Source organism: Telluria sp. AIW5 (genome assembly GCF_056680575.1).
Genome location: NZ_CM155289.1, coordinates 2,619,667 through 2,636,555 on the forward strand (window position 1 = coordinate 2,619,667; position 16,889 = coordinate 2,636,555).

22 protein-coding genes and 1 pseudogene are annotated in these 16,889 nt (G+C 61.1%); 9 read left to right on the plus strand and 14 right to left on the minus strand.

From position 1 onward, the window contains the following. Positions 1–26 precede the first annotated feature (26 nt). The 8 genes from AC1MEM_RS11485 to AC1MEM_RS11520 form a co-directional block, all read right to left on the minus strand. Positions 27–338, minus strand: a complete 312-nt coding sequence (locus AC1MEM_RS11485; RefSeq protein WP_499477346.1) for an H-NS histone family protein — start codon at positions 336–338, stop codon at positions 27–29. Positions 339–518: 180 nt separating this feature from the next. Further along, positions 519–1,499: a CDF family Co(II)/Ni(II) efflux transporter DmeF gene (dmeF, locus tag AC1MEM_RS11490; RefSeq protein ID WP_499477348.1), complete on the minus strand. Its 981-nt coding sequence runs from the start codon at positions 1,497–1,499 to the stop codon at positions 519–521. Positions 1,500–1,518: 19 nt separating this feature from the next. Next, positions 1,519–1,695, minus strand: a complete 177-nt coding sequence (locus AC1MEM_RS11495) for a DUF1289 domain-containing protein (RefSeq protein WP_499477349.1) — start codon at positions 1,693–1,695, stop codon at positions 1,519–1,521. Positions 1,696–1,702: 7 nt separating this feature from the next. Then, positions 1,703–1,981 (minus strand): metal/formaldehyde-sensitive transcriptional repressor, encoded by a 279-nt coding sequence (locus tag AC1MEM_RS11500; protein ID WP_499477351.1) that lies wholly within the window; start codon positions 1,979–1,981, stop codon positions 1,703–1,705. A gap of 482 nt (positions 1,982–2,463) precedes the next feature. Further along, complete coding sequence (locus AC1MEM_RS11505; protein ID WP_499477352.1) at positions 2,464–2,676, minus strand: hypothetical protein; 213 nt, start codon at positions 2,674–2,676, stop codon at positions 2,464–2,466. 73 nt (positions 2,677–2,749) lie between these two features. After that, the gene (locus AC1MEM_RS11510) at positions 2,750–3,274 is read right to left on the minus strand and encodes an HAD domain-containing protein (RefSeq protein ID WP_499477353.1); all 525 of its coding nucleotides are present in this window, start codon (positions 3,272–3,274) and stop codon (positions 2,750–2,752) included. A 44-nt stretch (positions 3,275–3,318) separates the two neighbouring features. Beyond that, positions 3,319–3,801, minus strand: a complete 483-nt coding sequence (locus AC1MEM_RS11515) for a hypothetical protein (protein WP_499477354.1) — start codon at positions 3,799–3,801, stop codon at positions 3,319–3,321. Continuing rightward, positions 3,791–4,204 (minus strand): hypothetical protein, encoded by a 414-nt coding sequence (locus tag AC1MEM_RS11520; RefSeq protein WP_499477355.1) that lies wholly within the window; start codon positions 4,202–4,204, stop codon positions 3,791–3,793. The genes AC1MEM_RS11515 and AC1MEM_RS11520 overlap by 11 nt, the downstream gene beginning before the upstream one ends. Before the next feature lie 197 nt (positions 4,205–4,401). Here AC1MEM_RS11520 and AC1MEM_RS11525 point away from each other — a divergent pair, with 197 nt between their 5' ends. Together AC1MEM_RS11525 and AC1MEM_RS11530 are read left to right on the plus strand one after the other, a co-directional pair. Then, positions 4,402–4,674: a helix-turn-helix domain-containing protein gene (locus AC1MEM_RS11525; RefSeq protein ID WP_499477637.1), complete on the plus strand. Its 273-nt coding sequence runs from the start codon at positions 4,402–4,404 to the stop codon at positions 4,672–4,674. Positions 4,675–5,043: 369 nt separating this feature from the next. Continuing rightward, positions 5,044–5,919 (plus strand): annotated as a pseudogene (locus AC1MEM_RS11530) (PA0069 family radical SAM protein); the annotation flags it as partial. 327 nt (positions 5,920–6,246) lie between these two features. On the opposite strand, the gene AC1MEM_RS11535 reads toward AC1MEM_RS11530, so the two are convergent. Continuing rightward, positions 6,247–6,609 carry a hypothetical protein gene (locus AC1MEM_RS11535; RefSeq protein ID WP_499477356.1) on the minus strand — a complete coding sequence of 121 codons (363 nt, stop codon included), beginning with the start codon at positions 6,607–6,609 and terminating at the stop codon, positions 6,247–6,249. A gap of 82 nt (positions 6,610–6,691) precedes the next feature. Here AC1MEM_RS11535 and AC1MEM_RS11540 point away from each other — a divergent pair, with 82 nt between their 5' ends. After that, a complete protein-coding gene (locus AC1MEM_RS11540; protein ID WP_499477357.1) occupies positions 6,692–7,807 on the plus strand; it encodes an alpha/beta hydrolase family protein in 1,116 nt (371 codons plus the stop codon). A 369-nt stretch (positions 7,808–8,176) separates the two neighbouring features. Here the strand turns inward: AC1MEM_RS11540 and AC1MEM_RS11545 are convergent, their stop codons facing one another. After that, positions 8,177–8,425: a hypothetical protein gene (locus tag AC1MEM_RS11545; RefSeq protein ID WP_499477358.1), complete on the minus strand. Its 249-nt coding sequence runs from the start codon at positions 8,423–8,425 to the stop codon at positions 8,177–8,179. Between the two features lie 418 nt (positions 8,426–8,843). Here AC1MEM_RS11545 and AC1MEM_RS11550 point away from each other — a divergent pair, with 418 nt between their 5' ends. Next, positions 8,844–10,064, plus strand: a complete 1,221-nt coding sequence (locus AC1MEM_RS11550) for a hypothetical protein (RefSeq protein ID WP_499477359.1) — start codon at positions 8,844–8,846, stop codon at positions 10,062–10,064. 21 nt (positions 10,065–10,085) lie between these two features. On the opposite strand, the gene AC1MEM_RS11555 is transcribed toward AC1MEM_RS11550, so the two are convergent. From AC1MEM_RS11555 to AC1MEM_RS11565, 3 genes are all read right to left on the minus strand, one after another. Further along, positions 10,086–10,655, minus strand: coding sequence for a gamma-glutamylcyclotransferase (locus AC1MEM_RS11555; RefSeq protein WP_499477360.1), 570 nt, complete (start codon positions 10,653–10,655; stop codon positions 10,086–10,088). A 72-nt stretch (positions 10,656–10,727) separates the two neighbouring features. Then, positions 10,728–11,330 carry a LysR substrate-binding domain-containing protein gene (locus tag AC1MEM_RS11560; RefSeq protein ID WP_499477362.1) on the minus strand — a complete coding sequence of 201 codons (603 nt, stop codon included), beginning with the start codon at positions 11,328–11,330 and terminating at the stop codon, positions 10,728–10,730. Between the two features lie 14 nt (positions 11,331–11,344). Continuing rightward, on the minus strand, positions 11,345–11,749 hold the full coding sequence (locus tag AC1MEM_RS11565; RefSeq protein WP_499477363.1) for a LysR family transcriptional regulator: 405 nt from the start codon (positions 11,747–11,749) through the stop codon (positions 11,345–11,347). Between AC1MEM_RS11565 and AC1MEM_RS11570 the strand changes: the two genes are divergently transcribed. Together AC1MEM_RS11570 and maiA are read left to right on the plus strand one after the other, a co-directional pair. Beyond that, positions 11,748–12,788: a fumarylacetoacetate hydrolase family protein gene (locus AC1MEM_RS11570; protein ID WP_499477364.1), complete on the plus strand. Its 1,041-nt coding sequence runs from the start codon at positions 11,748–11,750 to the stop codon at positions 12,786–12,788. The two genes, AC1MEM_RS11565 and AC1MEM_RS11570, sit on opposite strands and share 2 nt — an antisense overlap. Beyond that, positions 12,785–13,429, plus strand: a complete 645-nt coding sequence (maiA, locus tag AC1MEM_RS11575; RefSeq protein ID WP_499477365.1) for a maleylacetoacetate isomerase — start codon at positions 12,785–12,787, stop codon at positions 13,427–13,429. Before AC1MEM_RS11570 ends, maiA begins: the two co-directional genes overlap by 4 nt. A 61-nt stretch (positions 13,430–13,490) precedes the next feature. On the opposite strand, the gene AC1MEM_RS11580 is transcribed toward maiA, so the two are convergent. Continuing rightward, a complete protein-coding gene (locus tag AC1MEM_RS11580; RefSeq protein ID WP_499477366.1) occupies positions 13,491–13,934 on the minus strand; it encodes a CBS domain-containing protein in 444 nt (147 codons plus the stop codon). Positions 13,935–14,102: 168 nt separating this feature from the next. Here AC1MEM_RS11580 and AC1MEM_RS11585 point away from each other — a divergent pair, with 168 nt between their 5' ends. The 3 genes from AC1MEM_RS11585 to AC1MEM_RS11595 all read left to right on the plus strand — a co-directional run bounded on the left by AC1MEM_RS11585 (position 14,103) and on the right by AC1MEM_RS11595 (position 16,861). Further along, positions 14,103–14,873 carry a uracil-DNA glycosylase family protein gene (locus tag AC1MEM_RS11585; protein ID WP_499477368.1) on the plus strand — a complete coding sequence of 257 codons (771 nt, stop codon included), beginning with the start codon at positions 14,103–14,105 and terminating at the stop codon, positions 14,871–14,873. Between the two features lie 222 nt (positions 14,874–15,095). Next, positions 15,096–15,584 carry a Fe-S cluster assembly transcriptional regulator IscR gene (gene iscR / locus AC1MEM_RS11590; protein WP_499477370.1) on the plus strand — a complete coding sequence of 163 codons (489 nt, stop codon included), beginning with the start codon at positions 15,096–15,098 and terminating at the stop codon, positions 15,582–15,584. A gap of 20 nt (positions 15,585–15,604) precedes the next feature. After that, positions 15,605–16,861 carry an IscS subfamily cysteine desulfurase gene (locus AC1MEM_RS11595; RefSeq protein ID WP_499477371.1) on the plus strand — a complete coding sequence of 419 codons (1,257 nt, stop codon included), beginning with the start codon at positions 15,605–15,607 and terminating at the stop codon, positions 16,859–16,861. Positions 16,862–16,889 lie beyond the last annotated feature (28 nt).

The following is a 16,889-nucleotide window of genomic DNA, read 5'->3' on the forward strand; positions in this document are numbered from 1 at the left end:
GTTAAACCGACAGCCATCTCAATTTATCAGGACGCAAGTGCCTGTTTTTTGATAAGGAATTTTTCTTTGTCTCGACCGTTGAGCCAACGTGGTGCCCGGCCGCGGCCCGTCCAAGTTGCTCCGGAGTCCGGGTCGCGATACTTAGCCTGAACCGTGCCTTTTTTCTCTGACTGCTTTGCCTTCTTGTTTGGCTCAGCAAAGTCGGATGGCGATAGCTTGTGCGCATCCATGAGCTCACGAACCTTGCGACGGGCCTCAACGAGCTCATCTTGACGCGCTTGCTCGGCAAGAGCCTGCAACTTTGCAATTTGTTCCTGGTATTCTTGATAGGTTGGCATAGCTAATCTTTACTGATATGGGAAGTCAGCAATCTACCACGTCAACGCTTGAGTCGATTGAACACGCTGTGTGGTAGTTGGTTACGTCCTTGCAATGAGTTAAAGCCCGGGGTCTGTCATCGCGCAGGAAGGGGCGAGTTCATCCGGTATTAGCCTCATCTGGCGCCGGCGAAGTCTTGCTTACGTACGATAGTTCAACTCAATCGTCGAGTGAACAATCTCCTCGTGCACCGAAAGCTGTCCGCGAACTTTCTCCACCGTGAGCGTCGTGTCCCTCGTTAGCAAGCTTAACGCGCAAGAGTAGCTCTGCCTGCCAACTCTCCATACGTGAAGGTCAACAATCCTGGTCTCGCCCTGGTGCGTGCCGGATTCGACGACCTCACGGATTTCCTCCACTACAGGAGCGTCCATTTCCCGGTCCAACAGAACCTTACCGGTCTGCACAATAAGGTTCTTGGCCCAAATTGCGACCAGGACGGCACCAACGATACCCATTGCCGGGTCTAGCCAGGCCCAGCCAAACACCCAGCCGCCGGCAAGGGCTCCAATCGCAAGTACTGACGTTGCGGCATCAGCCACGACGTGGATGTAGGCTGCCTTCAAATTCAGGTCATGATGGTGATGTCCACCTTCCTCGTGCGCGTCATGATGCTCGTGCCCATGATGATGTTCATGCTCTCCATGGTGGTGATGATGAGCATCTCCCAAGATGAAAGCACACACAACGTTCACGACGAGTCCGATGACGGCAATGATGATTGCGTCGCGGTAGTGGATAGGCGCTGGCGAAAAAATGCGCTCGATGGAGCTAACCGCCATTAAAGCGGCAATGCCGATGAGAGACACTGCGCTGGTGTAGCCCGCGAGGATTTCAATCTTCCAGGTACCGAACGCGAAGCGGGGGTCCTTGGCGTATTTTCGTGCTGCTGAGTAGGCGAAGGCGCTTAGTCCGATTGCGAGGGCGTGTGAGCTCATGTGCCATCCATCGGCGAGCAGAGCCATTGAGTTCAACCACCAGCCTGCGACGATTTCGACAACCATCATCACTGCAGTAATCCACATGACCAATCGCGTTCCGCGCTCGCCGGCCTGGCTACCCTCATCGAAGGAGTGCTCATGTACCCAAGGGGAAAGGTCGTCGTTCTGCTGTGTGATTTTCATAGTGCTTGCGTGCTGCCGGTCAATACCCGGCCAGCTTCCTTTCGCGCCGCGCGCGCTCGTTGATAATTTGATGACGTTTGTGGTCAGTCATCCTTTTCCACTCTCGTGCCTCGAGCTGCGTTCGAAGGCATCCAGTGCAGAAGCTGGTACGGCCATCGAACTTACATTGCTCGATGCATGGTGATTTCACAGCCATTGCTCACCTACTTCAGATATGACCGGATGACGTCCACCAGTTCGTCGGCGCCCTTAGTGCGCTCCTCATCACTTTGAATAGATGGGCTCGCTACATGCTCACGGATGTGGTCTTCGATGACCTCGGCCATCAGCCCGTTCATTGCACCGCGAGCGCCTGCCAATAGATGCAGAACGTCAGAGCAGCTGGTCTCGGTTTCGAGGGCTCGCTCGACCGCTTCGAGCTGACCGCGTATTCGGCGGACTCTATTGATTAGTTTTTCTTTCTGACGGCTGGTATGGGCCATTGTTCCTCCTGTGAGCGCAATCATAGCATAGGGGGGTAGGGTATACGGGGCACTTAGCTTCCTTGGTCTAATTTACGCCTTAAGTTCTGCTGGGGAGCAACGATGGCCTAGGGAATCTGAAAGCGGAACACAACCGCTAGTTGGACGTCTCTGAAGTACGTACAGTAGTCTTGAAGGGTGAAGATGTTCGACTCATTGCTTCATGCATTGACAGCAACAGTTCCTAGGACACATGCAAATATCATGGCTCCGAGAATCAAGGTGACCTTATTGTATTTTTTTTCGTCTGATACAACCGAAAGCATGTACTTTAACATTGCAATTTGCACTTAAGAATTGTTTGAAATTTACAAATCAGCGAGCCCGTAATTGTTCTCGCTAATAGGAGCCCTTGGACTGCGACAGGGTGAAACGTGCTTGGTCGTACCGGGCTCCAGTAGGCCGCTAGGATGTGTCTCTATCATTAGGGAGGACATCCGAACCTATGTCCCCCGAACCTCCTTCCTCGTCCCTTGCTGAACCGTTGACAGCACGCCGCGCGAGGAGCTCACGCACTTCCATCTCAAGCCGGCGTCCGCGAGCGAGAGCTGCTCGCCTAGGCTTTCAGCAGTTTTTTCACGCACGAGAGCTGCTACCTCCGCTTCAGATAACGGACGGAAGAACTTGCGCAAAATATCAAAGTCTTTCGCGACCATCGAACCTCCTTAAGTAAGCGCGCTGGCCCTAGCGAGAGGCGAAGTGCTCGCGCCATGCGCACGGGTGCCTAACTCATATGCCTTGGTGCTGAAGTATCTTGCGGGCCGTTCTCAACTTGGCGTAAGTGAAGCCAACCCACGCATCGCAGAATACTGTCCTTTTTTCAAGCCAAGACCCGGATAACGCACCTCCCGATATGTGGTCGTCAATGATGACGTAAGCAGGGCCGGTCTCCGATGTGTGTAGTTCAAGCCACGTTTCGATTTCGCTTAGCCTGCCCGACGTTGCATCCCGCGGAGTGCACCAGTGCTCGCAAAGGTTCAGTTCCACAAACTCGAGGCCTGAGCGCTTCAACACTTCGCTCATCTGTTCTCGGTTCAGATGAGATGCCCACGATGAGCTAATCACATAGCTCGGCTCAAATTCCTCGTGCAACGTCTGCAAATTTCGACGTGCTGCAGCGTCAAATATGTTGAGCCAGAGGTCGGGAAAACTATCAATGATGCCGAGAGCAAAAGCGTCGAGAACTCGAAAGCTGTTATGGAACTTGTGCACGGCTAATACGTCGTCAAAGTCCAAGAATATGACTGGTTTCATGCTCATTCCTCTGCACGTTCGCGCGTTACCCAAGTGCACACTCATCAGTCAGCGCTCCGACTTTCCGTTAGGTGGCAAATCTCCGGAAGTGGCCAGGCTAACGCCTCGGCCACTTTCGTGAATGTCCACTTGAGTTGCTCTTCGGTCCCATACCGGCCGCCGGCGGCTACGGCGCGTTGGTAGTACTGGGAGATGATTTCTGTCTCGGACTGGTGCGCGCGCTTTCCTGATTTCGATTCGAGACACTTGTCCACCATCACAGAGGCGAGCGTAGCGCTGTACTGCCAGTCGCTCCAACGCTCTTGCGGCGCGTTGCCGGGGCTGTAGTACTTCCCGTCTGGCGAAGAGGTCAACAGCAACTTCGGCTGAAATCCCGAGACCGCTCCATGCGCCGGACGGTAAGGATAGTCAGCGGGGATTTCCGCAAAGTCGGGTAGCTCAGGCATGGGCAGAATAGTGAAATTTGGGGCACGAAGCACATCGGCCTGTGACTTCGGAGTTACTCCTCGGTGCTGCTCAAGCGGCATGCTCGACTTCGGTAAATGCGTCGAGGAAGAGGACGCTTATTTGTGCGTGAGTCAGAGGGTAGCCAATCTGTCGCGATAGTAATGCTTGCTGTACCCAGTGTTCGAGCTCGTCTGTCAGCTGCGGAAGCAAAACCTTCCAATGTGTCCGAAAAATCGGCAGGCGTGCCAGGCCTTGCGCGATAAGTAAGCGTTCAATCCAGTGGTACATCAGTTCACGTACTCCCTTCATCTCGCCGGCGTAGAGTGCGTCACTCCTATACATCGCCAACACTCTCGCAAGAAAAACTAATGTGTCGACAGGTAGCCGATGAGGTAGCAACTCACTGTTATCGAGCCTTTGAATGTAACGCATCCAGTGTTGTGTCGTGGCTAACGTTTCCGAAGCGGAGTTTTGGAGTGGCATGATGGATACCGTTGCTATACAAATTACACCTAAAAATGGAGTGAGTCGTGAGATGAGTTGGCCCACACGCACAAGAGATACGTCACGCAAACAGTGTAATACCAAACAGTGGAATTGCAAAGAGTGTCATGCTTCGCATTGTAGACGTATGCCCTACAGTACCGGATGCTGAGTAGATGTCAAAAACTACCAGCACAATGCCTTTGCGGACCCGTTTTGCCCGCAATCTTCGGGCCTGTCGAGTCCGCCAGGGCATCTCACAGGAACATTTGGCGGCGATTGCCGGGTTCAGCCGGACCTTTGTTAGCGATGTTGAGCGAGAAATCAGGAACTGTTCAATTGACAACATCGAGCGGCTGGCCAATGCACTTCAGCTTGATGTCTCAACGCTTTTCACACCTGTCGAGGAAGATGATGACTTGCCTAGAGTCCTACCTAAAGGACCTCGTCGCAACCGGACTGAACTCTGAGCCTTAAAAGGACAAGAATACGTTGTCCTTCTCAAGGTTCAATAGCCATCCATGCAGCTAGAGCACGAGGAGCGCGCTTTGGGCAGCCGGCTCGTTATATTAATGCGGTCCCAAGGCTAACGCCGGCGCTGGCGCCTATGCGGACAGAGCCTGGTTGCGCTCGAGATGGTGGTCAAGGTCACGTCTGTTATCTGTCGCTAGGTGTTGCGATACAGTGAGGCGTGGACCCTTTACCCGCGCCTCCAAACACCGTTGCGTAGTTCGCGGTACCAGCTCAAGTGTTCATGAACATCGTGCGTCATCGCGAGACTGTTTCCGCCTATGACGACCCGTGAATCGTGAACAGTTAATGTCCACATAAAAGACAGCTGCATTTACTGCTTCGCGCGTCCGACGCACAGCTATCTCGGCCTGTCCCCCGGGCTCGATTTCGAGACCCGCCTGTTCGCCAAGGTCAACGCGGCCGAGCTGCTGCGCCGCGAGCTGGCCCATCCTTCCTATAAACCCGAGCACATCGCCATCGGCGTGAATACCGACGCCTACCAGCCCTGCGAGCGTGAGTATCGCCTCACGCGCCAGGTGCTCGAGGTGCTGAGCGAATGCCAGCATCCGGTCGGCATGATCACCAAGTCCTCGCTCATCGAACGCGACATCGACCTGCTGGCGCCGATGGCGGCCAAAGGCCAGGCCTGCGCCGCGATCACCATCACCACGCTCGACTCCGACATCTCGCGCACGCTGGAGCCGCGCGCGGCGGCGCCGGCGCGGCGCCTGCGCACCATCCGCACGCTGACCGAGGCCGGCATTCCGGTGAGCGTCAGCGTGGCGCCGATCATCCCTTTTGTTACCGAACCCGAGATCGAACGCATCCTCGAAGCCGCGCGCGACGCCGGCGCCGTGGGCGCGCATTACGTCGTGCTGCGCCTGCCTTTCGAGGTCAACCCGCTGTTCCAGCAATGGCTCGAAGCCCACTTCCCGGAGCGCGCCCAGCGCGTGATGAACCGCGTGCGCGAGATGCGCGGCGGGAAGGATTACGACAGCGATTTTTCGAAACGCATGCACGGCGAGGGCGTCTGGGCCGACCTGATTCGCCAGCGTTTTACCAAGACCGTCGAGCGGCTCGGGCTGGGCAAGCTGGGCGGGCGTTTCGAGCGGCTCGACACGAGCCAGTTCCGGCGGCCGCTGGTGGTGCCGAAGGCGGCCAGGCAGGGCATGGCGGTGGCCGCGCAGATGGATCTGTTCTGAAGGCAGTCGCCCGGACTGCCCCGCTGCCGGCGTGACGCCTCCGGCGTGTCCATCCGGGCGCGTCGACACGGGAAACCAGCCGGCATCCCTTCCCTGGACCTGCCCCCGAATGAGCGCGAATGGCAACCGGGTCTTTCGCCCCCTGTCCCTGCCTGCGCCGGCCCGAACCTGATTTCGGCGAAATCCCGGCTTCTTCGACCCCTGACGAAAACCGCTTCGCCCCCGCATCCGTTTGACGGAGCGCGGCGGGCCTGTGGGCGGCTGGCACGCCCCTTGCACATACCTGCTTGTCACGAGAGCGCCGCATCCGCCGGCACCAGCCAGGAGCTACAGATGGACCAACGCCTGCTTGACTACACGCCTGTGCTCGAAACCTTCGGGTCGCACGAATTCGAGCGCGAAGCCGAGCGATCCACCGATGCCGAGTCGGCCCCGCTCGACGTGAGCGAGGAATACGCCCTCGCAGCCGAACTGCTGGAAGTCTACCGCGAGGCGGACCTCGAAAAATTCCTGTTCAAGTTGATCAGCCGGGTCGGCGCCGATGGCCAGCGGCTGGCGCGCTCGCCGGTGGCGCGGGTGCTGGTCGGCCTGCTCAGGAAAGCCGCAGGCGTGATCCTGCGGTCGATCCGCCGCAGCGCGCGCGCCGGCCGGCCCCGCCGCGCCTGCGTGGCGGCCGGATCCGCGCCTCATATCGGAGGCCGGCAGGACCTTCGGGCTCGAACTGGAAGGCCTGAGCCCTACGCACAGCGCGCTGGCCATCGATCAGGACCATGTGTACGTCGCCGGCCTGTCGTCGGGCGCGGCGCTCGCGCTGGATGCGGCCTGCCGCGCGCCCGACGTGTTCGCGGGTGTCGCGGCAGTGGCCGGGCCGTCGCCGGGCAGCGACCAGAACGACGCCAAGGCCGGGCGGGGGAGCATTCCGCCTCGCAACGTGGATCGCGCCGTCGAGGCCTGCCGTACCCTCGCGGGTGACAGGGCATCCGGATTCGACACGCAGATCGCGAATATCGCGTACGGCAGCATGGACTTCGATGGTCCGGACGCGCGCTACCGTTTCGACTTCATGTCGCCCCAGGACAGGGAGGCACACGCGGGACAACTGGCGCTGATCAGCACCAGGTGGAGCGAGGACAACGCCACCGCCTTCCAGCACCTGTACGGCGCGGATGCGCCGGGCGCCCCGGAGCCGGTGCAGGGCGACTTCGGCAAGCAGCAGACCGCGAGGAAGGACGGCAAGCCACGTGTGTCCTCTGTCGTGGTGAACAATGTCGGGCATGCCTGGCCGGCCGGCACCGGACGCCCGAACGTCCCGTCCCAGGGCGGCCTGTGGATTGCCCAATGCGGGCTGAATTATCCGGATGACGTCGCCGGCTGGCTGATCGCCAATAACCTGCGCGCGCAGCCGCGGGTCGGTCCCGAAGTAAGCGTGAAGGCAAGGGCGCAGAACAGCAAGGTGCTCGGGTTCGGCACCGTCAACAACCGCGATGGCAGCACGCCGGATGCCAGGAGCGCCCTGTTGAACGGATCGAACCAGGTCGTCGACAGTCACGGCGGCGTCGAGGTGAAGGCGGACGGCAGGTTTGTCGATACCTACGCTGATGTGAGGGACGGCAAATACAAGCTGCAAGTGAGCGCGCGCGACAGTGCCGGGAACACGACGACCCGGCTGTCGAACGAGGTCGTGGTCGGCCAGCCGCCGGAACCTCCGGCACGCTGCTTCACCGACAACAACTTCGGCCATGTGAGCGCCGGGCGCGCCGTCTTTTGCAGCAATGGCTTCGCCTGCGCCAAGGGCTCGGGTGACAACCTCGGCCTGTTTAACGTGTTCATCACGAGCAGCGTCGTGGAGAATCCCGTCGGCTTCTACCGTAAAGAGTCGTGCCACTGACAGCTGGGTCTGTTGTGAAGGCATGCCGGCGGCCAGGCCTGATCTGGCTTGAGAAGGCCGAGGCGGCAAGCTGGACGATCCGGTACGCCGTGCGGACAGGCGCAGCGGCAGGCGACGCGGTGGCCAGTCGCGCCAGCGCGGCCGCGGACAGGGCGATGAGCGGATACATCAGCCAGCGGCCCACCTGCGCGCGGCGCCGTTCGATTCTCGTCTTCATTTGTTCCTCCTGATCAGTTTGTGCGTTCCGTCAACATGGCATCAGGAAAAGGATGCCAGGTGGAGGCACATGAAGCGAGCTTGGGTGGTTGGCCCGGGCTGCTTGCTGGGGAGGGTCAAAGGAGGTGTCGAAGCGGGCTGCTCCGGATCGGGCTATTGGCCCAGGCAAATAATCTTGGTCGCGTATTCTTTCGCGTTGCTTTTCTTGTTCGATGCCCAGTCGATGACTTCCTGGGCCTCGGCCACGGTCATGACCGTGGCTTTTTCCTTGTTCTTGATGAAGGAAACGCCTTCGAACTTGCCTTCCTTGCTGCGCATGACTTTGGCGAACACGGGTGGTTTGGTATCGCCATCGGCGACTTTGTTTTGCTGGACGAGGTAACGCTGGTCTTGGTTTTCCATGGGAGCGGCTGCTGGTGAAGTGAATGCAGGCCGCATTTTACGGCCTGGCGCGCCTGGCGTCATGGTTGGCATGGCCGCGCAGACGGTCAAGGATGGGCGGCCCTGTGCCCAGGCGGCGTCGCTGCCTTGACACCGCGTTCCGATCCATATGCCCTTGTCAATGCGACCGGCACCATCCCAGGCTTTCGTACAAAGGAATGGAACTATTTTGAGACAACGCCAGGTTGTGAATTTAAAACAACATTTATCCGCAAGTCTATTGTTGATGGGTAGAGCCCGCTTTTTTGCTGGACATTCCCAATGCACGTGATCATGCTAAAAACGCATCATCTGGACGATGTGATTGAAGCGAATCTGCCTGCTCATCGCAGGCTTGTCCTGCGGCGCCGAGACTGTGAAAACAGTATGTGGAGGCATCATGTCGATCAGAAATTGGCTCTTCGTCATCGGGCTGCTGGCTGGCGTCGCCGGCGCCGCGCCGGCCGCTCCCGTGGACCAGGCTTCGACCAGGACACCGGCGCCGCAGCCGCCGGCTGATGCCGCGACCAAACTTGCCGCCGAGGGCAAGCTTGCCGAGGAAGCCAGGCTGGCGCAAGCTGCGCAAGCTGCGCAGGCCGGCGCATGCCCGCCGAAGACGCGCTTGCAGGATGTCGCGGTCGAATCCGTCACCGCCTTGCCGCCGGGGCAATTCAACGATGACACGCCTCCCAAGGCCGCGGTCGCGTCGGTCGAGCCCGAAGTGCACTTACGCCAGGGGATCAGCGTCAAGGTGCGGCACCTGAATACGCTGCTCGAGCACGCACTGTGCGCGAACAAGAATGTCGTGCTGTTCCTCGATGGCAGGCAGATGACGGACCTGACGCCGAACCCGAAGTCGGACCCCGAACGCAATACGCTTTTCTTCGAGTTGAAGCGAACCGAAGTGTCGCGCGAGGTCTGGACCTACCTGCTCGGCAAACCGGGATTCAGGCCGAAGCCGGTGGGCGTCAGTGTCGGGCTGGTGGACGGCTACGCGATGCCCGGCGCCGGCGGCACAGGACACACGATCATGCTCGACGTCATCCACAAGGGCCGGTTGACGACGTGGGCCGCGGTCATTCTCTTCCTGCTGTTCTGCGGGCTGCGGCTCGGCAGCAAGAGCGACATGCTGCGCGACAGCGGGCCGCCGCCGGCCAGCGGGCTGAGGAAATCGTTCAGCCTGGCCCGGGTCCAGCTGGCGACCTGGACCTTCCTGATCCTGGCCTCCTACCTGTTCATCGGCCTGATCACCGGGGATTACACGACGTCGATCACGGACTCGGTACTGGCGCTGATGGGGATCAGCGCGGGAACGGCAATCGGTTCATCGTTGATCGACAATAATCCAACGCGCCTGCCGGCCGGGTCGAGCGCCGTTGCGGTGGCGGCGGCAACGACCGGCCGCTGGTGGAAAGACATATTGATGGATGAGGAGGGCGTCAACTTTCACCGTTTCCAGATGGTGGCCTGGACTTCCGTGCTCGGCCTGATTTTCTTGCGACAGGTATATAACGAACTCGCCATGCCCGAGTTCAACCCGGCCCTGCTGGCGCTGATCGGCATCAGTTCGGGCACTTACCTCGGACTGAAAATCACGGCCGAGAGGCCCGCCGTCGCATGACCGCCGGCATGTCCGGGCGCTTCAGCAAGCGGCCAATGCCGCCAGATGCCGCTCGATCTCGAACACGTGGGCGTCATCCTTGCCCAGCGCGCGCAGGGCCCTGGCCAGTTCGAGCAGGTATTCGCTGTTCGGTCCGCTAGGCCCGCGCGATACGGCAATCTGCTGGGCAATTTCAAGCTCGGTCGCCGGCCCGAGATAGGCCGCGTTCTCGTGCGTTGCGATATACACGAGGCCGAGGGCGCTGCCGCCGTCGTCGAAAGCGATGTCGATCGGCAGGCGCAGGTAGCCGTTCTTTTCGCGGTGGTCGAGGTGGGCGAATTCCTCGGGCGTGACGAGATAGGCCATGCCGTGGCAGACGGCGCCGTTCTCGGGCACCAGGGTCACGACCCGGCCCGGTGCGCTTTCGGTGCCGCGGTGGTCGTGGGAACCCTGCCAGAAGCGGCGCGTCCAGCCGCGGATGCAGGCAGGGCGGCGTTCGATGAAGGGAAAGTCGGCCTTGAAGATCAGGGAGCCGTAGCCGAACAGCCAGACTTCGTGGTGGCCGTCGAAGGCGTCCATGCGCTGGTTGATTTCGATGGTGTTGAGGGACATCGGTGACACTCCGGCAAACATCAAGGCTGCGATTTTAGCGCAGCCCCGGGGCATCCGTGCGGGAGAGCGGCCTCAGCTTGCCGACCGCTCCCGCGCCGCGCCGCGCTTGGCGTCCACGTAGGGGAACAGGAAATCGATGAAGCTTTGCGCCGCCGGCGACAGCGAACGACCGGCACGCGTGTAGACGAAAAAGCGCCGCGTCAGCACGGGTTCCTCGAGCGGGCGCATGTGCAGCTTGTAGAGCTGCACCAGCGGCTCGGCGTAGGGCAGGCAGACCGTGATGCCGAGCCCGGCGCTGACCATGGCCAGGGCCGTCGTCATGAAGGTCACTTCGTTCGCCGGTTTCAAGGGCAGGTCGCGCAGCATGGCCCCCATGTCGGCCAGCAGGCGTTCGGTAAATTGCCCCTGCAGGGCGATGAAGGGATAGCGCGCGACATCCTGCCAGGTGACGCGCGCGCTGCCTTCCAGCGGATGTCCCTGCGGGAACACGAGCGAGAAGGGCATTTCGAACAGCTCGCGCGCTTCCAGCTGCGGGGCCGGATCGCGTTCGGGGCCGATGCCGATGTCGGACTCGCCCGAGAGTACGCGCGCGATCACGTTTTCGACCGCGCTGTCGGCGACGCGGACATCGATGTCCGGATAAACGGCGCGGTAGGCGGCGACCGCTTCGGGCACCAGTGTGCAGCACATTAATTGGGGTGCGGCGATGCGCACGACGCCTTTTCGCAGCTGCGATGGTCCGCCACGTTCGCCAGCGCACCGTCGAGGTCATCGATCATCTGGCTAAATAGGGGATACAGCTCGCGGCCGATCTCCGTCAATACGATGCGCCGCGTGGTGCGGTCGACGACGCGCGCCCCGAGCGTCGTTTCGAGTTCCTTGATCAGGCCCGACAAAGCCGATTGTGTGACGTGCATGGACGCCGCCGCAGACGTAAAGTTGCCTGTCTTGGCAAGCGCCACGAACGCGCGCATCTGGCGCAGGGTGGGATTCATAAGATAGTCTGATAAATCAGGCGAAAAATATTGTTTGTATGATAGTACGATTTGTTTTTTAATGGCGGCAACTAATGCCCGCACCAAGGAACTCGCCATGAAACTCGCCACACTCAAGACCGGCGGCCGCGACGGCACGCTGGTCGTCGTCAGCCGTGACCTCGTCACCTGCCAGGTTGTCCCGAAGATCGCGCGCACGCTGCAGTGCGCGCTCGACGACTGGGATGCGGTGAAGCCGCAGCTGCAGGCCGTCTACAACCGCCTCAATGCCGGTACGGCCGACAAAGCCGAATCCTTCATCGAGATGGAATGCCATTCGCCGCTGCCGCGCGCCTACCAGTGGGCCGACGGCTCGGCCTACATCAACCACGTCGAGCTGGTGCGCAAGGCGCGCCATGCCGAAGTGCCGGCCTCGTTCTACACCGATCCGCTGATGTACCAGGGCGGCGGCGATTCCTTCATCGGCCCGAGCGACCCGATCGCGGTCATGAGCGAGGACTGGGGCGTCGACCTGGAAGCGGAAGTGGCGGTCGTCACCGGCGACGTGCCGATGGGCGCCGGCGTCGACGAGGCAGCCAAATCGATCCGCCTCGTCATGCTCGTCAACGACGTCTCGCTGCGCAACCTGATCCCGAACGAACTGGCCAAGGGTTTCGGCTTCTACCAGTCGAAACCGGCCAGCGCCTTCTCACCGGTGGCGGTCACCCCGGACGAGCTGGGCGATGCCTGGCGTGATTCCAAGCTGCACCTGCCGCTGCTGGTCAGCATCAACGACGAACCCTTCGGCAAGCCGAACGCGGGCGAAGACATGACCTTCAGCTTCGCGCAACTGATTTCGCATGCTGCCAAAACGCGGGAACTTTCCGCCGGCAGCATTATCGGATCGGGCACGGTGTCGAACAAGCAGGGCGGCCTGCACGGCTCGAGCATCGCCAACGGCGGCGTCGGCTACTGCTGCCTGGCCGAAGTGCGGATGTATGAAACCATCGAACACGGCGCCCCGGCCACGCCATTCCTGCGCTTCGGCGACAACGTGCGCATCGAGATGGTCGACCCTGATGGCGCCAGCATTTTCGGCGCCATCGACCACGAAGTGACGCATTACCACGGCGCGCATCACCACGGGAGGAAAGAATGAAGCTCTATACCTATTTCCGCAGCTCCGCGGCGTACCGCGTGCGCATCGCCCTGAACCTGAAAGGGCTGGGCTACGAGGCCGTACCCGTGCACCTGCTCAAGGATGGCGGCCAGCAGCGGCAGGAAGAATACCGCCGCATCAACCCGAGCGGCCTGGTGCCGGCCTTCCAGGACGAGTGGATCACGCTGACGCAGTCGATGGCGATCATCGAATACCTGGACGAGCGCTTCCCCGCCGTGCCGCTGATGCCGCACGACGCCCCGGGCCGCGCCCGCGTGCGCGAGCTGGCGCAGATCGTCGCCTGCGACATCCATCCGCTGAACAACCTGCGCGTGCTGCGCCACCTGGTGCGCGAACTGAAAATCAGCGAAGAGCAGAAGAACGAATGGGTCCGCCACTGGATCCGCGAAGGCCTGTCCGGACTCGAATCGCACCTGGCGCGCGACCCGGCCGCCGGCCCGTTCTGCCACGGTACCTCGCCGACGATTGCCGACTGCTTCCTGGTGCCGCAGGTGTTCAACGCCCTGCGTTTCGATATCGATATTGCGGTCTATCCGAACATCGCCCGCATCCATGCGCTGTGCGTCGACATGCCGGCCTTTGCCAGCGCGCATCCGTCGAAGCAGCCGGACGCGGAGTAAGCGGCGTCAGCAATCACGGCGCACGCGTCCGGCGTGCGCCGTTTTCCTCCTGTTATCTGGTTCAATGCCGCGTCGTCGAACGATCCGGCTCGGACGGCGACGAGATCTCGTCGAGCGCCAGGTCGACGTCGGCCGCATGCCTGGTGGCCACGTCGCCGAGCGAGACGATGCCGATGACCTTCGACTGCTCGTCGAGCACCGGAATGCGGCGGATCTGCACGTCGCCCATCGTGTCCAGGACCGCCTCCACGCTCTGGTCCGCCGTGCAGGTGCGCACGTCGGTACTCATCACGTCGGCCACTTTCGTCGAGACGGGATCCTGGCCGGCGGCGACCGAGCGCACCGTGATGTCGCGGTCGGTGATCATGCCGACCAGCTTGTCGCCGTCGAGCACGGGGATCGCGCCCACGTTCAACTCGTCCATCAGCTGCGCCGCGCGCTGCACGGTTTCCTGCGGCGACACGGTTTGCACGTCGCGGGTCATGATGTCCTGGATGGTCTGCATGTTTGGTCTCCTGTAGTCGGGTTTTCGTGGATCGCTTGGGCGATTAATATGCCCTGATTCCTGAAACCGCTACGCCAGATTGACGCGCGGCACGTTGGCACCCGCCCTGCATGGGCTGGGCTACAATTGCGCCTCTTTTTTGCCTCAGTTTCCCGACCTTTTGCTCCCATGACCACTCCCCTGATTCCCGGCGCCATGCTCGATGCGCTGGGCCTTGCCGACGCCTCCTGGCGGCCCCACCTGCTGCGCGGTTTGCAGGCGGTGGCCGAGGCCAATCCCGCTTACCTGCCTTCGCTCGCCGCCGACGATTACCTGCCGACGCACGGACGGCTGTTTGCCGCCTTTGCCCAGCCCCTGGACCGGGTGCGTTATGTGCTGGTAGGAGAGGGGCCATATCCGCGCGCCGAAAGCGCGACGGGCGTGTGCTTCATGGATGGCGCCGTGGGGGACCTGTGGAGCGAAACAGGCTTGTCGAAGCCCGTGAACCGGGCAACCTCGCTGCGCAACTTCATGAAGATGCTGCTGGTGGCCGATGGGCAATTGCAGCTCGAAGACACGGGCGGGGCGGCGATGGCGCCCGTGGCGAAGGCAGCGCACGCGAATGGGTCGATCCGGACGCTGGCGCAGTTGCAGGACAAGCTGACGGGCGAGGGCTTTTTGCTGCTGAATGCGGCGCTGGTGTTTCGCAAGCATGTCGCGCCGGCAATCGATGCGCGGGGGTGGCTGCCGTTCTTGCAGACCGTGCTGGGGGTGCTGGCAGACTGTCCCCAACCGCCGACGCTGGTGTTGTGGGGGAAGATTGCGGAGCAGTTAGGCAAATTGCCGGAGACGGGGCGCCTGCCGCAGGTGGTGGCGGAGCATCCGTATAACCTGAGTTTTATCGGGCATCGGGGGATGCAGGAGCTGTTCGGGCCGATGGGGTTGTTGCGGGCGCGATGAGTTGAAAAGCGGCTCCGATTGCGGATTCGATATGGGAGCTGTTCGAAAATGCGCCGCCACCCATGGGAAAACCACCCCCGCCGTTTTTGGGCCCGCCAAGACAAGCCCCCCGGAATTTGCTATACTTGACTAAATCGTTCAACTAATCCGGTCTTTATGCTTGAGCAGTGAAGACAGGGCAGAAATGAACAAGGGCAATATTTTAACATTACCGGGGTTGTGATGCGCCTGACCACCAAAGGCCGTTTTGCTGTTACTGCGATGATCGATCTTGCCCTGCGCCAGGGTACGGGTCCGGTCACGCTGTCGGGCATCAGCCAGCGCCAGGCCATTTCGCTGTCCTACCTGGAGCAGCTGTTCGGCAAGCTGCGCCGCCACGAGATCGTCGAATCGATCCGCGGCCCGGGCGGCGGCTACAGCCTGGCGCGGCCGGCGGACAAGGTGACGGTGGCCGACATCATCATCGCCGTCGACGAGCCGCTCGACGCCACCCAATGCGGCGGCAAGGAAAACTGCCACGGGTCCGATGCCGCCAGCGGCATCCGCTGCATGACGCACGACCTGTGGACCACGCTCAACGCCAAGATGGTCGACTACCTGGATTCGGTTTCCCTGCAAGACCTGGTCGACCAGCAGAAGCAGAAAGAACAGAACGTCGTCGTGGTGCACCGCTCGTCCGCCCCCACCACCGCCGCCGCCGTACAAGACTGAAGTAAAACTGGAGTAAACAGATGAACGCGCCTTTGGACAAAAAAATCGAGCAGAGCTTCGTGACTGCGCCGCATTTCCCGATCTACATGGATTATTCGGCAACGACGCCGGTCGACCCACGCGTGGCCGACAAGATGATCCCGTACCTGCGCGAGCAGTTCGGCAATCCCGCCTCGCGCAGCCACATGTACGGCTGGACCGCGGAAGCGGCCGTCGAAGAGGCGCGCGCCAACGTGGCGGCCATCGTCGGCGCCGACCCGCGCGAGATCATCTGGACCTCCGGTGCGACCGAGTCGAACAACCTCGCCATCAAGGGTGCGGCCCAGTTCTACAAGACCAAGGGCAAGCACATCATCACGGTCAAAACCGAGCACAAGTCGGTGCTCGACACCGTGCGCGAACTGGAACGCGTCGGCTTCGAAGCCACGTACCTGGAACCGCAGGACAACGGCCTGATCACCATCGCCCAGCTGGAAGCGGCGATCCGCCCGGACACCATCCTGGTCTCGGTCATGCTGGTCAATAACGAGATCGGCGTGATCCAGCCGATTGACGAGATCGGCGCGCTGTGCCGCTCGAAAGGCATCATCTTCCATTGCGACGCGGCGCAGGCCGTCGGCAAGGTCCACATCAACCTGGAAAACTCCAAGGTCGACCTGATGACCTTCACCGCGCACAAGGTGTATGGCCCGAAAGGCGTCGGCGCCCTGTACGTACGCCGCAAGCCGCGCGTGCGCCTGGAAGCGCAGATGCACGGCGGCGGCCACGAGCGCGGCCTGCGTTCGGGCACGCTGCCGACCCACCAGATCGTCGGCATGGGCGAAGCCTTCCGTCTCGCGAAAGAAGAGATGGACGAGGAACTGGTGCGCGTGAAAGCGCTGCGCGACCGCCTGGCCAAGGGCCTGATGGAGATCGAAGAGGTCTACATCAACGGCGACATGGAGCAGCGTGTGCCGCACAACCTGAACGTCTCGTTCAACTACGTCGAAGGCGAGTCGCTGATCATGGCGATCAAGGACATCGCCGTGTCGTCGGGTTCGGCCTGCACCTCGGCCAGCCTCGAACCGTCCTACGTGCTGCGGGCTCTCGGCCGCAGCGACGAGCTGGCGCACAGCTCGATCCGCTTCACGATTGGCCGCTTCACGACCGAGGAAGACATCGATTTCACGATCGAGCTGTTGAAATCGAAGGTCGGCAAGCTGCGCGAACTGTCGCCCTTGTGGGACATGTTCAAGGAAGGGATCGACATCAGCTCGATCCAATGGGCAGCCCACTAATTTCGCATCATAGAATTCAAGGAGCATC

Excerpts from the sequence above, each read along its gene's own strand:
- AC1MEM_RS11500 (WP_499477351.1), bottom strand. The coding sequence starts at position 1,981 with ATGGCCCATACCAGCCGTCAGAAAGAAAAACTAATCAATAGAGTCCGC.
- dmeF (WP_499477348.1), bottom strand. The coding sequence starts at position 1,499 with ATGAAAATCACACAGCAGAACGACGACCTTTCCCCTTGGGTACATGAG.
- AC1MEM_RS11515 (WP_499477354.1), bottom strand. The coding sequence starts at position 3,801 with ATGCCGCTTGAGCAGCACCGAGGAGTAACTCCGAAGTCACAGGCCGAT.
- AC1MEM_RS11580 (WP_499477366.1), bottom strand. The coding sequence starts at position 13,934 with ATGCAGACCATCCAGGACATCATGACCCGCGACGTGCAAACCGTGTCG.
- AC1MEM_RS11585 (WP_499477368.1), top strand. The coding sequence starts at position 14,103 with ATGACCACTCCCCTGATTCCCGGCGCCATGCTCGATGCGCTGGGCCTT.
- AC1MEM_RS11565 (WP_499477363.1), bottom strand. The coding sequence starts at position 11,749 with ATGGCGAGTTCCTTGGTGCGGGCATTAGTTGCCGCCATTAAAAAACAA.
- AC1MEM_RS11555 (WP_499477360.1), bottom strand. The coding sequence starts at position 10,655 with ATGTCCCTCAACACCATCGAAATCAACCAGCGCATGGACGCCTTCGAC.
- AC1MEM_RS11485 (WP_499477346.1), bottom strand. The coding sequence starts at position 338 with ATGCCAACCTATCAAGAATACCAGGAACAAATTGCAAAGTTGCAGGCT.
- AC1MEM_RS11505 (WP_499477352.1), bottom strand. The coding sequence starts at position 2,676 with ATGGTCGCGAAAGACTTTGATATTTTGCGCAAGTTCTTCCGTCCGTTA.
- iscR (WP_499477370.1), top strand. The coding sequence starts at position 15,096 with ATGCGCCTGACCACCAAAGGCCGTTTTGCTGTTACTGCGATGATCGAT.
- AC1MEM_RS11595 (WP_499477371.1), top strand. The coding sequence starts at position 15,605 with ATGAACGCGCCTTTGGACAAAAAAATCGAGCAGAGCTTCGTGACTGCG.
- AC1MEM_RS11525 (WP_499477637.1), top strand. The coding sequence starts at position 4,402 with ATGCCTTTGCGGACCCGTTTTGCCCGCAATCTTCGGGCCTGTCGAGTC.
- AC1MEM_RS11535 (WP_499477356.1), bottom strand. The coding sequence starts at position 6,609 with ATGAGGCGCGGATCCGGCCGCCACGCAGGCGCGGCGGGGCCGGCCGGC.
- AC1MEM_RS11495 (WP_499477349.1), bottom strand. The coding sequence starts at position 1,695 with ATGGCTGTGAAATCACCATGCATCGAGCAATGTAAGTTCGATGGCCGT.
- maiA (WP_499477365.1), top strand. The coding sequence starts at position 12,785 with ATGAAGCTCTATACCTATTTCCGCAGCTCCGCGGCGTACCGCGTGCGC.
- AC1MEM_RS11510 (WP_499477353.1), bottom strand. The coding sequence starts at position 3,274 with ATGAAACCAGTCATATTCTTGGACTTTGACGACGTATTAGCCGTGCAC.
- AC1MEM_RS11545 (WP_499477358.1), bottom strand. The coding sequence starts at position 8,425 with ATGGAAAACCAAGACCAGCGTTACCTCGTCCAGCAAAACAAAGTCGCC.
- AC1MEM_RS11520 (WP_499477355.1), bottom strand. The coding sequence starts at position 4,204 with ATGCCACTCCAAAACTCCGCTTCGGAAACGTTAGCCACGACACAACAC.
- AC1MEM_RS11550 (WP_499477359.1), top strand. The coding sequence starts at position 8,844 with ATGTCGATCAGAAATTGGCTCTTCGTCATCGGGCTGCTGGCTGGCGTC.
- AC1MEM_RS11570 (WP_499477364.1), top strand. The coding sequence starts at position 11,748 with ATGAAACTCGCCACACTCAAGACCGGCGGCCGCGACGGCACGCTGGTC.